This is a genomic window from Pseudomonas sp. TE50-2, assembly GCF_040813665.1.
Lineage (GTDB): Bacteria > Pseudomonadota > Gammaproteobacteria > Pseudomonadales > Pseudomonadaceae > Aquipseudomonas > Aquipseudomonas soli.
On sequence record NZ_JBFNXN010000001.1, the window covers coordinates 5,431,515 to 5,446,691 of the forward strand.

Consider the following 15,177-nt stretch of genomic DNA (forward strand, 5'->3'; position numbering starts at 1 on the left):
GCCGGGAGGATGCCATGAACGCCCTGTTTCCACTGCTGCTGTGCCTGGCCCTCGGGGGCCAGGCCTGGGCCGACGACCTGATGGACAACGCCGACCTCGCCGCCGGCAGCGACCTGGGCGAGCCACTGGTGCTGCGCCTGCTGCCAACCGGCGCCGGCCAGGTCGCGGTGATCGAGCAACTGGGCAGCGGCAACCGCGCCGCCCTCGACCAGAACGGCCAGGCCCTGCTGGGCCGGATCGTCCAGGCCGGGGGCGCGCAGGAGGCTTACATCCTGCAGGAAGGCAGCGACCTGACGGCCGTTATCAGCCAGCAGGGCCAGGGCAACGACGCGACGATCCGCCAGAGCGGCAGCGGCAACAGCGCCGCCATCGAGCAGATCGGCAACCACAACAGCGCCACCATCGACCAGCGCGGCACGGGGCTCAACAGCGCCGTGACCCAGGCCGGCAACGGCCAGCAGGTCCACATCACCCAGTACCGCTAGGCACTCATCGACAGATCTGGAGGCAACACCATGCACAAGCTCGCCCCCCTGAGCGCCGCCATCGTCCTGGCCCTTGCCGGCCAGGCCATGGCCGACGACAGCACTTCGACCCAGTCCCAACAGGGCAACCAGAACATCGCCGAGGTCAAGCAGACCCAGGCGTCGTTCGCCTCGGCCACGCAGAACCAGGCCGGCCACGACCACAACCACATGGCGCTGCAGGACAGCAGCACCAGCCATATCCAGCAGAGCGCCACCGGCTCGTTCAACGCCGGCTACGCCGAGCAGTTGTTCGAAAACGGCAGCCAGATCACCCAGCAGTCCGGCGGCAGCCTCAACGACGCCTTCGCCAGCCAGTCGGTGGGCGAGAACAACGAAGCCCTGCAGGTCCAGCAAGGCAGCGGCAACCGTTCGGTCATCTGGCAGGACACCCAGTACGGCAGCCAGGCCACCACCTTGCAGTCCGGCCATGGCAACGACGCCACGGTCGAGCAGCTGTTCGGCGGCAGCAACAACAAGAGCGTGATCATGCAAGGTGGCAGCGACAACCAGGCCGCCGCCGAGCACATGACCCACCAGGACGGCGATATCGCCATCTACCAGGAAGGCCGGCAGAACTGGGCCTACGGCGACCAGCGCGACGGCCTGGGCGGCACCATCGGCATCAACCAGTACGGCACCGGCAACTCGGTGGAGGTGTGGCAGGACAACCAGGCCGCGAGCCAGGCCAGTGTCTACCAGAACGGCCAGAGCAACGAAGGCTACATCGACCAGAGTTTCGGCCAGTCCAACAGCGCGGGCCTCAGCCAGACCGGCCGTGGCAACGCCAGCTGGTCGGACCAGTTCGAGACCAACCAGGCGGTGACCAGTATTTCCCAGGTGGGCAACAACAACCTGCACTTCACCTACCAGACCGGTGACAACCACAGCCTGACCATCAGCACGGTGGGCAACGCCAACAAGATCATGGCCAGCAACTGGAAGGGCGAGAAGTCCGGCGGGCAGTTCGGTGTCGGTCAGCAGGCGCAGATCAACCAGGCGGGCAATGGCAACGGGGTCAACCTCACCCAGGAGGGCAACAGCCAGATCGCCCGGCTGAACCAGGATGGCAACCGCAACCAAATGGAGACCCGCCAGGCCGACAGCAACAACGAGCTGTACTTCGAGCAGAACGGCAGCGACAACCTGCTCATCGCCGACCAGCGCGGCACCGCCAACTACGCCGAGGGCCTGGCTGCGGGCAATGGTGGCAGCATCACCCTCGAGCAGTCGGGCAGTGGCAACCAGAGCTACACCTATCAGCTGTATGGCAGTGGCAACGAGGCGACCATCAAGCAGACCGATGGGGTCAACCTCGCCTACGTGACCCAGGGGGGGAATGGGAACCAGGCGTTTGTCGACCAGAGTGGGGCTAGTCAGACGGCCACCATTACGCAGTTTGGGAATGCCAATATGGCGACTGTTACCCAGCAGTGACGGGGGTTTCCCCTTGGACCGTGGCGTTGGTTCTCCCCTGGCGCTGCGGTTCCTTTTTTTCTTTGGGTTGGGTTCGGGTTCGGGTTCGGGTTCGGGTTCGGGTTCGGGTTCGGGGGCGATTGTTTTGTTTTTTGTAGACACATTCGTAGAAGGTGTCGACATTTAGTCACCATTTCGCCTTTACGGCGACCTACTTTTGTCTTGACAAAAGTAGGCAAAACCGTTCGGCTCCGTTCATACGGCCCCTACGCTTCGCTACGGGGTTCCCTCGCTCCGTTCTTGCTCCCGTGGGTACCGCGCTGTACGCCCCATCCTGGGGCGCAGCGCTCGACGGCCATCCATGGCCGTCGCCCCACTACGCAAGAACTCCACTCGGCCTCCTGAAGTCGCAATTTGTGTCGCCTGAACTATCGCGCACTTAGAAGCAAGATCAAGAACAGATCAAGAACAGATCAAGAGCAGATATGTTGGTTTTGTTAGTGGCTGTTATGTTGTTCTTCAGCCCGCTCCCACGTTGAATCAAATGGTCAAACTATGGTGGGAGCGGGCTTGCCCCGCGATGTTGATCTAGAGTTCCCACGATGGCAACTAGCGACTAGCTGCGTTAGTGCAGGCGCCGCCCGTAACTTCGCGACTTCAGGAGGCCGAACGGAGGTCTTGCGGAGGGAGGTGACGGGCATGGATGCCCGTCAAGCGCTGCGCCCCAGGATGGGGCGTTCAGCGCGGTCCTCCCGGGAGCAAGGCCGGAGTGAGGGAACCCGGAGCGAAGCGGAGGGCCGGATGAATGGAGCGCCACGGCTTTGCTTACTTTGGCCACGACCAAAGTAAGCCGCCGTAAGGGCGGAAAGGTGAATAAGCGTCGACATCAGAAATGAATGCGCATACAACTTTCAAAACCAAAACCAAAACCAAAACCAAAACCAAAACCAAAACCAAAACCAAAACTACAACCCCTGGATCAAAGCCCCCCACCGCCCCGCCAAAAACAAATAATCAACCCAGAACACCTGATGCACCAGAACAATCCCCCAACACACAACCTGATAGGAAACCTTCCGAGTCTTGTGCCGAAACACCTGCTGCGCCAGCAAAGCCCCCGGCCACCCCCCCAGCAGCTCACTGGCATGCAGCACCTTTTCCGGCGTACGCCAAGCCTGAGTCCGCGCCTGCTGCTTGTCCTGCCAGTACAACAACAGGCTGACCAGACTCACCACCGGATACATCGCCAACGGCAACCAGCTCCCGCCACTCAACCCCATCCGCAGGCCGCCGAATACCGGCAACAGGCACAGCACCACAAGTACCAGCCCCTTCAGGCGTGCATTGCGCACGCCCTCCTCGCGCCGGGGCGCACGCTGCGTACTGGCCCTCTCAACCATGCGCCGTCGACCAATCGACCCAGCCAAACTCCCAGGTCGCCAGGATCAGCAGGCCAAAGGCGATGCGATACCAGGCAAACACCGCATAGCTGTGGTTGGCGATGAACTTGAGCAGCCCGCGTACGGCAATCATGGCAAAGATGAACGACACCACGAAACCGATGGCGAACACCGGCAAATCGCCCGGCTGGAACAGATCACGGTACTTGTACCCCGAGTACACCGCCGCACCGACCATGGTGGGCATGGCCAGGAAGAACGAAAACTCGGTCGCCGCCTTGCGCGAGAGGCCGAACAGCAAGCCACCGATAATGGTCGAACCCGAGCGCGAGGTGCCCGGAATCATCGCCAGGCACTGCACCAGGCCGATCTTCAGCGCATGAGTCCAGCGCATGTCGTCGACATGGTCGACCTCCACCCGGTGCTGGCGACGCTCGGCCCACAGCATGATCACCCCACCCACCACCAGCGCGGCGGCAACGGTAATGGGGTTGAACAGGTACTCATGGATCAGGTCGGCGAACAGCACACCCAGGATCACCGCGGGAATGAAGGCAATCAGCAGGTTGGCGGTGAAGCGCCGTGCCGGTACCTGCGTGGGCAAGCCCAGTACCACGTCGAAGATCTTGCGCCGGAACTCCCACACCACCGCCAGGATGGCACCCAGCTGGATGATGATGTTGAACGCCATGGCGCGTTCGCCGCCGAAGTTGATCAGGTCGGCGACGATGATCTGGTGCCCGGTGCTCGAAATGGGCAGGAACTCCGTCAGCCCCTCGATCACGCCCAGGATGATCGCCTGCAAGGCACTCCACAAATCCATCTTTCCCCCAAGTGCGACGCTGCGCGTGGCAGGCCGCTTGTTTTGATTGACACAATTGATACCGCACGCGGCGCGTGCTTTTTACAGCGACAGGCCCCCCAAAGCCAGCTGAAAAGTCCAGCCGCCTAAAGGTTTCATCTGACGCGGCCGAAATCCTAGCAGAGCCTATGTTTCAAGGCTTGCGTTACCTGCAACTGAGGATGTCAAGAACGACGCATTAGCCGTTGGTCGAGTGGGGGCCCGCGACAAAGCATGCTTGGATGCCCTGGATAAAAAGAACAAGACTGGAGTAACGCATCATGAAGACCCTGAGGTCGATGTCGATCAGCCGCCGCCTGTGGCTGATCCTGCTGGTGGCCGTGGCCATGCTGCTGGTGCTGGGCCTGCTGATGCTGCGCCAGATCCATGACGGCCTGTACCAGGCCAAGGCCGAGAAGACCCGCCACGTGGTACAGACCGCCGCCGGCGTGCTGGCCCATTACCAAGGCCTGGAGGCCGCCGGCACGCTGACCCGCGAGGCCGCACAGCAGCAGGCCCTGCAAGTGGTGCGCGGGCTGCGCTACGACCAGAACGACTATTTCTGGATCAACGATCTGCAACCGAAGATGGTCATGCACCCGGCCAACCCCAAGCTCGATGGCCAGGACCTCTCCGCCATCCGTGACCCCGACGGCTTCGCCGTCTTCAACGAGATGGTCACCCTGGCCCGCAGCCAGGGCGCGGGGCCCGTCGACTATCGCTGGCCCAAGCCCGGCGCCAGCGAGCCGGTGGCGAAAACCTCGTATATCCAGCTGTTCAAGCCCTGGGGCTGGATCATCGGCTCGGGCGTCTACATCGACGACGTGCAGGCCGAGTTCGCCAGGCAGTTGCGCGATGCCTCGCTGCTGGGCCTGGGCATTGCCCTGCTGATGGCCCTGCTGGTGATGCTGATCGCCCGCAGCATCGCCCGGCCACTGCAGGAGGCCGTGCAGGCCATGGGTAACATCGCCAGTGGCGAAAGCGACCTGACCCGGCGCCTGGACACCCACGGCCGCGACGAGATCACCCAGCTGGGTGAACACTTCAACCGCTTCAACGGCAAGTTGCAGGGCGTGATCGGCCAATTGCAGGGGGCGGCCCATGCCCTGGCCGAGTCGGCCGGCCATGTGGGTGACAACGCAGGCTCCGCCCAGGCCCGCAGCGCCCAGCAATCGCTGCAGATGGATCAGGTGGCCACCGCCATCAACGAGGTTTCCTACGCGGTGCACGACGTGGCCAAGCACGCCGAGCAGGCCTCCAGCGAAATGCGCAACGCCCAGACGCAGGTTGGCCACGGCCAACAGGCGATCCACGGCAGCCTGCAACAGATCGACCGGCTCTCGGCGACCATCGACCAGGCAGTACAGGTGATCCGCGAACTGGCCAGCCACAGTACGAAGATCGGCGGCGTGCTTGAGGTGATCCGCTCGATCGCCGAGCAGACCAACCTGCTTGCCCTCAATGCCGCCATCGAGGCCGCCCGCGCCGGTGAGCAGGGGCGCGGCTTCGCCGTGGTCGCCGACGAAGTACGCCTGCTGGCCCAGCGCTCGGCGCAGTCGACTGCCGAGATCCAGACCATGATCGAGCACCTGCAGGGCCAGTCCGAAGCCGCGGTGCGGGCCATCGATACCAGCAGCGAAGCCTCGCGCCAGACCGTCGAGCAGGCCCGCGAGGCCGGTAGCAGCCTGGACGCCATCAACCAGGCACTGGGCAACCTGGGCGCGCTGAATGCCTCGATCGCCAGCGCCACCTTGCAGCAGTCGCATGTGGTCGAGGAAATCAACCGCAACGTCACCGAAACCGCCGACCTGTCGCAACAGACCGCCGAGGCCGCCCGCCAGTCCAGCGACGCTGGGGTGGCGCTTGCCCGCTTGAGCGATGAACTGGAACAGTTGCTGCGCCAGTTCAGGGTCTAGCAGGGCCAGGCGGCGGGTAGCTCGGATGCTGCCCGCCGCTTGAAGCAGGTCGCTCGAAGCGGTTAGCATCGCGCCCTTTCCCCGTCCAAGGATCGCCGATGTCCGGCCTCGAACTGTTCGCCGCCGCGCTCGGCGTCATCGCCGTCTGGCTCACCGTCAAGCAGAACCCCTGGTGCTGGCCGATCGGGCTGGTGATGGTGGTGCTGTACAGCTGGATCTTCTACGAGGTGAAGCTGTACTCGGACATGCTCCTGCAACTGGTCTACGCCGTGCTGCAGCTTTATGGCTGGTGGCAGTGGACCCGCCCGGACCGCGTGGAGGACGCCCGCCAGGTGACCAGCCTGGCACCCGTGACGATGCTCAAGGGCCTGGCGATCGGCCTGCTGGCCAGCCTGCTGCTGGGCGCCGCTATGGCCCACTGGACCGACGCCGCCCAGCCCTGGCTCGACGCCGCGCTTACCGGCTTCAGCCTGGTGGCCCAGCTGTGGATGGCCCAGAAGCGCCTGCAGTGCTGGGCGCTGTGGGTGGTGGTGGATGTGGTCTTCGTCGGGCTGTTCCTCTACAAAGGCCTCTACCTCACCGCCGCGTTGTATGCCCTGTTCACCCTGATTGCCGTGCGCGGCTGGCTGGAGTGGCGCCGCGACCCGGCGCTGGCCAGCGCATGAAGGTCCTGGTGCTGTGCGGCCCGGAGTCCAGTGGCAAGAGCTGGCTCAGCGGCGAGATCCAGGCGCATTTCGGTGGCGTGCTGGTCGGTGAGTACGTCCGCCACTTCATGGAGCGCGAGCAGCGCGATACCTGCTACGCCGATATCCCTACCATTGCCCGTGGCCAACTCGCCTGGGAAGATCAGGGCCGGGCGCAGGCACCGGAATTGCTAATCCTCGACACCCACCTGCTGAGCAATATCCTGTGGAGCCGGGCCCTGTTCGGCGATTGCCCTGAGTGGCTGGAACAGGCCATCCAGGCGCGCCATTACGACCTGCACCTGTTGCTGCGCCCCGAGGGCGTCGAATGGGTCGGGGACGGGCTGCGCTGCCAGCCACGGCTGGAAGAGCGCCAGGTGTTCTTCGACGACAGCCTGGCCTGGTTGCAACGCCACCGACAGAACGTGCAGGTGATCGATGGCGACTGGTCGCAACGCAGCGCCAAGGTGTTGAGCGTTGTACAGCGCCTGCTGGACGGCAAATCCCCAACCTGCCCCACCGAATGTTAAGCCACTGATACACCCTGCGGGGCCATGGCCCCCGGATTTGCGCGTATTGCGCCAGATCCGGGGGTAGTGTCACACCCGTGAAACACCCTCGACGAAAACCCGTCAGCGCCCGACTTCAATGGGCCCGGCAGCTCCTGGGTCGTCTCTCTGTCTCAGCACTGATACACCAATCCTTTGACGCGCCAGCTCCAGCTCCACAACTCACTGATTCGAAAGCAATAACAAAAACCGGCACAGCTTCTGCTCTCCTTCTGGCAACGCGGCCCAGGCCCAACACGCCGAAGAAGGAATTGCCATCGTGGGGAAACTTGATAAAGGCAACGTCTGTCGTCTCCTGCTGATCGGATGTGCACTGGGTTCCAGCTTCAGCCTGCCCACCTGGGCTGACAACGGCATCGTCGTCATCACCCGCGACGTGCAAACCCGCAGCGCCATACGAGCGCCGATCATCCCTGATCCTAGTCCGGTCACCGTCAATACCAACCCGTCCGCCCACATCCTCAGGCAGACCAGTGAGCTTAGCGATGGTGACTTCGCCAACATCACCAGCGGCGCCGGTATCAACTCGCTGATTACCCAGCAGACCAACACCATCGGCAGCAATATCGGCAACCAGACACAGTTGCCCAATATCGCAGGTGGCCGTGGCTCGGGTTCGGGCGGCAACGGCATCGCCAACATGGTCAACTCAAACGTCCAGCAAGGCCTGGGCGCGCTGAAGATCCTCAGTGGAGGTCAGTGACATGAGGCATACGCTGCTGCTCCTGGCCACGTTGTGCAGTGCGCCGACCTTCGCCCAATCCCCCGTGATCAACAACGCCACCATTGACAGCTCGGGTGCGCAATACCAGGGCAACCTGGGCGTCAACCAGGCGGCCGGCGATCAACAGCAACAGGTCAATGCCCGCGCCATCGCCATCGGCCATGACGCCAACGCCAGCACCCAGATCCACCAGCGGCTGCGCACCGGATCCGACCCGGCGATCGATGCCCAGGCCAACATCCAGGGCACAGCCTTCAGCCACGGCAACGGCATCCTGGGGGTCAACCAGAGCGCCGGCGCCAGCAACCAGCAAGCCAACGCACTGCGCATCAGTGTCAGTGCGCAACCGCAAAGCATCGACGACAGCGTCCTTCTGCAACAGAACGTGGCGCTGGTCAACAACTCGGATTCAACTGCCCAGACACCCGGCCATCGCCAGGTCAGCACCAGCGACCAGGCATTCACCGGTAGCCGTGGCGTGGTTCAGTTGAATCAGAGTGCAGGGGTGGGAAACCGCACGGCCAACACCCTGAGCATCCGGGTCGCGAACTGACCCAAACAGGTAACAACAACACTTAACCTAAAACAAAGTACGGAGAACCACCATGAAACCCTCGATGGCACTCAAGCCTCTGGTTTTCGCAATTGCTGCGATCATGGCTGTGGCTGTACAAGCTGGGCAGAATGATCCACGTGGCGGCCACAACAATGGCCATAACAACGGCCACAACAACGGTCATCACACCCCTCCTCCTACCAAGATCCCGGTATATGCAACCGCCAATGCCTGGGACAAGCAAAGCAGCACCAACAACCGCATCAACAATGAAGGCACGGTGAACGAAGCCGAAATGAGCAGCTCGGCCTCCGGCACCAGCGGCAACGTCGGTGTCAACGTCGCGGCCGGCGCCGGCAACCAACAGGACAACGCCGCCGCCATCGCCAACGCCGGCGCCGATTCGAGCCTGGACAACAGCTTCGTGTTCGGCTCCGCCTCGGCCACCGCCGACGTACGTCAGTACAGCAACAACAACAAGGTCAACAACTACGGCACCACCAACTCCGGCATCATGAGCGGCTCGGGCAACAACGGCAGCGGCAACATGGGCATCAACATTGCCGGTGGCGACCTGAACCAACAGAAAAACACCATGGCCATTGCCAACTCCAATGCGCCACTGGGCAATGCAACCGCCACCGCCTCTGCCGACCAGAATGGCCCAGGCCTGGTAGTGAACAACAGCGCCGACCGCACCTACCGTGTCGATACGCTGACCTTCACTACCACGAAAAGTGGCAGTGCTTCGTACGACAAGGACTCCAGCTACAGCAAGGACAGCAGCGCCTCGTCGAGCTGGGACGCCGCCGGCTCCAACAGCTGGAACGCCAGTGGCTCCAACAGCTCCAGCGCCAGTGGTTCGCGTAGCCATGATTCGAGCTCCTCGGCAAGCGGTTCTCTGAACGCTTCGCTGGATGCCTCGGCAAGCGGCAGCGTGACCCACACCCAGGACTTCGGCCGCCACGAGCGCAGCCGCACCGACTCGTTCGATGCATCGCTGACCGCCTCGATCGACGCGTCGTATGACAAATCGCACGAGAAGTCTTCCAGCTCCTCGTACGAGAAAGCACGCGACTCTGCGTTCGAGAAAGCCTACGACTCCTCCTATGAGAAGTCGGGCAGCGCCTCCAACGAATCGTCGAAGTCCGGCTCGAAGAGCTACAGCGAGTCCAGCTCGTACGACCTGAGCAACACCGTGTCGTTCCAGGTGCTGACCCCTACCGGTTGGGCTAACCCTGTGACCAACACCGCAACCCTCAGTGGCTCGGTGAACGGTGGCAGCGGCAACCTCGGCGTCAACGTCGCCGCCGGTGTGGGCAACCAGCAGAGCAACTCGCTGGCCATCTCCAACACCTCGTTCTGAGCGCTGTAACCGTAAGGCCCCCTTCGGGGGGCCTTTCTTCAACAGGACCAGGGGGCAAGACCATGCGGATGATCGCCTTGGCGTTTTTGCTGTGCATGGCCAGTTACAGCGAAGCGGCGCAGATGCCGCTTTCGGTTTTGCCGGGGGGTGCGGTGATCTACAAGCCCATCCAGAGCATCCGTGAGCGCAAGTTCGCCGACCTGGTGCAACAGAAGACCGATTTCAGTTGCGGCGCCGCGGCGCTGGCAACCATCCTGCGCCAGGCCTACTGGCTGGATGTGGACGAACAACACATCATCGAAGGCATGCTGGCTCACGCCGACCAGGACCTGGTGCGGGTGCAGGGCTTCTCCATGCTCGACATGAAACGCTACGTGGAAAGCCTGGGCATGCGTGCCCGCGGCTACCGGGTCGCGGCCGACACCCTCACCAGCGTGCGCATTCCCGTGGTGGTACTGATGGACATCCGTGGCTACAAGCACTTCGTGGTCATGCAGCGCGTCGACAAGGGCTGGGTGTACATCGGCGATCCAGTGCTCGGCCACAAACGCTACAAGGTCGAAGATTTTCTCAAAGGCTGGAACGGCATCATCTTCGCCGTGATCGGCCAGGGTTACGACAAGAACAATGCCTTGCTCGACCCACCTCTGCCGCTGAGCGCCAAGGGCCGCATCAACAATTTCACCCCGGTCAAAGACGCCGAACTGATGGACTTCGGTTTCATCCGCAGCGACTTCTTCTAATGACAATTGAGCAAGACGCTCCGGGAGCATCCCATGAAGACCCCAGCTTGGCTCACCCTGATCTGCCTCGCCGCCGCACTGCCGGCCCAGGCAGAGACGTTCAAACCCATTGAACTGAAGGACCAGGAGTTGGCGAACTTGCGCGGCCGCTATGTGCTGCCGGGGCGGATCATCAGTTTCGGCGTGGTCATGACCAGCACCTGGCAAAACGCCAACGGCGATGTGATCGGGGCCAAGACGTCGATGCAGGTCCAGCAGTCGACCATCAAGCCGCAGTTCTATGTCTCCATGATCGACGAGAAAGGCACGGGCTCGAGCGGCGCCAAAGGTGGGACGGGCACCGTTACCGGTGGTGGTGGCCTGGACAGCACTGTCGGCGTAACTCAGGTCGTGCGTGCCGCAGGCGACAACAACACGGCCTACAACAACGTCGACATCAACGTCACCAAGGCCAACCAGGCGCCCGACGTACCGCAGCAGGGCCAGGCGCTCGCCACAGGCTCGACACTGGTCGGCAGCAACGCCGCGGGGTCCATGAGCGTTTCCGCGAATGGTACGGGCGTGCAACTCAATGTCATGGCCAACAACAACCAGGGCAGTACCCTGCAGCAGATCGCCCAGGGCGGGCTGATGCAGAACGCCACCTTGCTGGGCAACGGCAACCAGGTCAGCAACCTGACCTCCCTCAACGTCGTGCTGCGCGACAACGTGCCTGCTGCGGCCCTTAACGGCAATCTTGACCAGCTCAAAGGTCTTCGCGCGCTCGGATACTGATCTACGCTGACTCTCATCGTATGTAGTCTGAAGGGACGGCTAACTCATGCAACGATCGTTGACGTTCAAAGCTATAGTCTGTCTGAGTACCTTGACCCCGGCCACAATGCTGTATGCAGCTCCAGACCCTCAGGTCGAGGCGCTGAAGCAGGAGCTGCGGGAGCTGAAACAACGCTATGAAGCCCAGCAGAACGCCTTGATGGTGCTCGAGCAGCGCGTGCGTCAAGTCGAGGAAACCCCTGCCGCGCCGCCCCCCAAACGGCTGACCAAGTCACCTTCGACACCGGCCAAGGGCGCCCAGACCGTGGCTTCCGGCGCCCCGGGCAGCAGCGGCAGCTCCTACGGCCAGTCGCTCAAGGACGATTCGGAGCCGGCGCAAAGCGTTTCCAACCTGTATGACGAAGCCAGCGGCTTCTTCGGTGGCGGCAAGTTCAGTGTCGAAACCGGCCTCACGTATACGCACTACGATACCCGTGCGCTGACCCTAAACGGCTTCCTCGCGCTCGATTCGATCTTCCTCGGCAATATCAACCTGGACCGTATCAAGGCGGACAACTGGACCTTGGACCTGACCGCCCGTTACAACATGGACCAACGTTGGCAGTTCGATATAAACGTGCCAATCGTTTATCGCGAATCAACCTATTCTTCCGGTGGTGCGGGCGGTGCCGGGCCGGTCACCTCCGACGCCACCGTTACACGTGACCCTGCCATCGGCGATGTCAACGTCGGGATCGCCTACAAATTCCTCGACGAATCGGAAAACCTTCCCGACGCCGTGCTCACCCTGCGGGTGAAAGCACCCACCGGCAAGGATCCGTACGGCATCAAGCTGGTCGAGGACCCGACGAACAACAACCTTTCGGTACCCGAGAGTCTCCCCACCGGCAACGGTGTCTGGGCGATCACGCCGGGCATCTCGCTGGTCAAGACGTTCGACCCTGCCGTGCTGTTCGCCAGCCTGTCCTACACCTACAACATGCAGGACTCGTTCAGCGACATCAGCCCACAGGTCAACTCCAAGGTCAAAGGGGACGTCAAGCTGGGCGACTCCTGGCAGATCGGCGGCGGCATCGCCTTCGCCCTGAACGAGCGGATGAGCATGTCGTTCTCGGTCACCGACCAGTTCGCCAGCAAAAGCAAGATCAAGCCCGACGGCGGCGACTGGCAGTCGATCACCAACAGCGACTACAACGCCGCCAACTTCAACGTCGGCCTGACCTTCGCCGCCACCGACAACCTGACCATCGTGCCCAACCTGTCCATCGGTCTCACCGAAGACGCGCCAGACTTCTCGTTCAGCCTGAAATTCCCCTACTACTTCTGACCGCACCGGGCCCGTGCAAGGGCCCGGCATTTGGTTACCGGTTTTGTAGCGCCCGACTTTCCCGGCACCAGCCTGTTATCATCCGGCACACTTTTGTGACGGTTTAATGGCATTAAGGAAAGTTTCGTGAACAACCTGCTCGGTCACCCTCGCGCCCGTCTTGCCAGCCTGGCAATCCTGGTGCTGGTGATACCCCTGACCGCGCGCGCCCTGCTGGGCTGGTCCAACCCCTTCGGCTACCTGTCCGACCTCGCCATCGGCAGCCTGTTGGTCCTGCTCCTGCAGCGGCGCCCCTGGTGGCTGGCCCTGCCGCTGCTGTTGGCCTGGGGCGGCCTGTGGGTGGCATCCGCCGAGCTGGTCAGCGCCGTCGGCAGGCTGCCCACGGTCGACGACCTGACCTACCTGATCGACCCGCAGTTCATGGAGAACTCAACCGGCGGCGGACTGGCCCACGCCTGGCTCCCCGCCCTGCTGGTCGCCGGCCTTGGCGCCTGGCTGGCGAGCGTATGGCGATCGCCCGCCAACAAGCCATTGCCACGGCGACTCTGGGCCGTGCCCCTGGCGCTGTTCGGCCTGCACTGGGGCGGCCAGCAGCTGGCGCCCTCGGACGCTGACCAATGGCGCCAATACGGCCTCACCCACCAGGCGCTGTCGACGGCGGTGGGCAAGGTCCAGCATCAGGCCTTGAGCCGTATGGGCCGGGTGCCAGCAGTCACGGCGCTGTCCAGCGCCGGCCTGACCCAGTCCGACCTCAATGGCGTCAAGCTGCTCGACGCCCCGGGCAAGGCACGCAACCTGCTGATCATCACCGTCGAGGGCATCCCCGGCGCTTACCTGCGTCCCAACCGCGAGGCACTGGGCAGCCACTACCAGCAGGACCTGATGCCCCGTCTCAGCCAGTGGGCCGAGCGCGGCATGAACACCCCCGACTATGTCTTGCACACGCACCAGACCATTCGCGGCCTGTACGCGATGCTCTGCGGCGACTACGACAAGCTGGCCAACGGCACGCCCAAGGGAGTCGAGCTGCTGACCCAGCAGCAACGCAACCAAGCCTGCCTGCCGGCCCAGCTGCGCGAGGCCGGCTTCACCACCCATTACCTGCAAGGCGCCGGGCTGCGTTTCATGGCCAAGGACCGGATCATGCCGCACATCGGCTTCGACACGGTGCATGGGCTGGAGTGGTTCGCCAACGACAACTACCTGGAATTCCCCTGGGGCAAGGACGACCGCGCGTTCTTCGAAGGTGCGCTCGACTATGTCGGTGAGCTGCGCAAGCAACCAAAACCCTGGATGCTCACCTTGCTCACGGTCGGCACCCACCAGCCCTATTCGGCGCCGGAGGCCTATCTGCAACGCTTCGATACGCCCAAACAGGCTGCGGTGGCCTACCTCGACGATGCCCTTGGCAGCTTTCTCGACGGTCTCGAGCGCCAGGGCGTGCTGCAAGACACCCTGGTGATCGTCACCTCCGACGAATCCCACGGCATCGATGGCGTGCGCCTGGCTTCGGCGTGGGGCTTCAACCTCACGCTCGCACCGGAGCAGGCCCAACTGCCCAGGCTCAAGCAGGGCACCTACGGCCACGTCGACCTGAGCACCTCGCTGCTCGACTACTTTGCCCTACCGATCCCGGCGGCCTTGGCCGGCCGCTCGCTATACCGCGACTACGACAGTGGCCGCGAGATGATTTCCTATACCAATGGCATGCTGCGCTACCACGACGGCCAGGGCACCCTCAGCGAGTGCGATTTCCAGCAACGCTGCCGACGCTATGCCAGCCCCGGTTTCATTGCCGATCAGGCAAGATTCGTCGGTCGCGGGGACGACAGCCTGGGGGCGCAGATCGGCCTGCTGGCCACCGGCCTCGACCAGTCATTGCTGCAGACTCCGCTCAACCTGCGCTACCAGTTCGGCGGTCCCTCCCCCATCGCCCTGGCTGAGCGCATCAAGGATGACTGGGCCGACAACCTGATCGGCGCACAATACCTGGAGATGCCCGAAGGCACCCGCACCCGGGTACGTCTCAAGGTACGAGCGCTGGACCCGCGCCACGCCGCCTACATCCGGCTCAAGGCCAAGGAGCTTGAGCAGGACGTGCAGCTTGGCTTGCCCGAAGAGATTCGGGTAACGGCCGATGAGCCGCTGGAAATGCAGTTCGACTTCGACAACCCCACCGTGCGCAAGGCGTTTTCCTTCCACCTGTTGGGGTATGGTGGCGGCGAAGTGGAGGTCAGCGACTTCAGCGTGATCACCGCGCTGCCCGATGAGCCGGAGACGGTGGAGGAACTGGCGGACGGCCATCTTGCCCAGTCAAGCTGAGGCCCCCCGATCGGCA

General features: G+C 63.0%; 14 protein-coding genes. 12 read left to right on the forward strand and 2 right to left on the reverse strand.

The annotated features are described in order from the left end of the window. Positions 1–14: 14 nt before the first annotated feature. Positions 15–485, forward strand: coding sequence for a curlin (locus tag AAHK21_RS24665; protein WP_367858648.1), 471 nt, complete (start codon positions 15–17; stop codon positions 483–485). 30 nt (positions 486–515) lie between these two features. Further along, positions 516–1,961 (forward strand): curlin, encoded by a 1,446-nt coding sequence (locus AAHK21_RS24670; RefSeq protein WP_046855344.1) that lies wholly within the window; start codon positions 516–518, stop codon positions 1,959–1,961. Positions 1,962–2,905: 944 nt separating this feature from the next. On the opposite strand, the gene AAHK21_RS24675 is transcribed toward AAHK21_RS24670, so the two are convergent. Together AAHK21_RS24675 and AAHK21_RS24680 are read right to left on the reverse strand one after the other, a co-directional pair. After that, on the reverse strand, positions 2,906–3,340 hold the full coding sequence (locus AAHK21_RS24675) for a DUF1294 domain-containing protein (RefSeq protein ID WP_367858649.1): 435 nt from the start codon (positions 3,338–3,340) through the stop codon (positions 2,906–2,908). Further along, positions 3,333–4,163, reverse strand: a complete 831-nt coding sequence (locus AAHK21_RS24680) for an undecaprenyl-diphosphate phosphatase (protein ID WP_046855342.1) — start codon at positions 4,161–4,163, stop codon at positions 3,333–3,335. Before AAHK21_RS24680 ends, AAHK21_RS24675 begins: the two co-directional genes overlap by 8 nt. Positions 4,164–4,462: 299 nt before the next feature. On the opposite strand from AAHK21_RS24680, the gene AAHK21_RS24685 reads away from it, so the two are divergent. From AAHK21_RS24685 to AAHK21_RS24730, 10 genes are all read left to right on the forward strand, one after another. Then, positions 4,463–6,097, forward strand: a complete 1,635-nt coding sequence (locus AAHK21_RS24685) for a methyl-accepting chemotaxis protein (protein ID WP_367858650.1) — start codon at positions 4,463–4,465, stop codon at positions 6,095–6,097. Positions 6,098–6,195: 98 nt separating this feature from the next. Then, on the forward strand, positions 6,196–6,762 hold the full coding sequence (gene pnuC, locus AAHK21_RS24690) for a nicotinamide riboside transporter PnuC (protein WP_263160259.1): 567 nt from the start codon (positions 6,196–6,198) through the stop codon (positions 6,760–6,762). Next, positions 6,759–7,310 carry an AAA family ATPase gene (locus tag AAHK21_RS24695; protein ID WP_367858651.1) on the forward strand — a complete coding sequence of 184 codons (552 nt, stop codon included), beginning with the start codon at positions 6,759–6,761 and terminating at the stop codon, positions 7,308–7,310. The genes pnuC and AAHK21_RS24695 overlap by 4 nt, the downstream gene beginning before the upstream one ends. Before the next feature lie 298 nt (positions 7,311–7,608). Next, positions 7,609–8,052 (forward strand): hypothetical protein, encoded by a 444-nt coding sequence (locus AAHK21_RS24700; RefSeq protein WP_023630131.1) that lies wholly within the window; start codon positions 7,609–7,611, stop codon positions 8,050–8,052. Between the two features lies 1 nt (position 8,053). Next, the gene (locus tag AAHK21_RS24705; protein ID WP_102682455.1) at positions 8,054–8,626 is read left to right on the forward strand and encodes an adhesin; all 573 of its coding nucleotides are present in this window, start codon (positions 8,054–8,056) and stop codon (positions 8,624–8,626) included. A 52-nt stretch (positions 8,627–8,678) separates the two neighbouring features. After that, on the forward strand, positions 8,679–9,995 hold the full coding sequence (locus tag AAHK21_RS24710; protein ID WP_367858652.1) for a heme utilization protein: 1,317 nt from the start codon (positions 8,679–8,681) through the stop codon (positions 9,993–9,995). Between the two features lie 62 nt (positions 9,996–10,057). Beyond that, complete coding sequence (locus AAHK21_RS24715; RefSeq protein WP_023630128.1) at positions 10,058–10,738, forward strand: C39 family peptidase; 681 nt, start codon at positions 10,058–10,060, stop codon at positions 10,736–10,738. 33 nt (positions 10,739–10,771) lie between these two features. Next, positions 10,772–11,512, forward strand: a complete 741-nt coding sequence (locus AAHK21_RS24720) for a hypothetical protein (protein WP_023630127.1) — start codon at positions 10,772–10,774, stop codon at positions 11,510–11,512. A gap of 46 nt (positions 11,513–11,558) precedes the next feature. Continuing rightward, positions 11,559–12,839 carry a hypothetical protein gene (locus tag AAHK21_RS24725; protein WP_023630126.1) on the forward strand — a complete coding sequence of 427 codons (1,281 nt, stop codon included), beginning with the start codon at positions 11,559–11,561 and terminating at the stop codon, positions 12,837–12,839. 126 nt (positions 12,840–12,965) lie between these two features. Next, positions 12,966–15,161: an LTA synthase family protein gene (locus AAHK21_RS24730; RefSeq protein WP_367858653.1), complete on the forward strand. Its 2,196-nt coding sequence runs from the start codon at positions 12,966–12,968 to the stop codon at positions 15,159–15,161. Positions 15,162–15,177 lie beyond the last annotated feature (16 nt).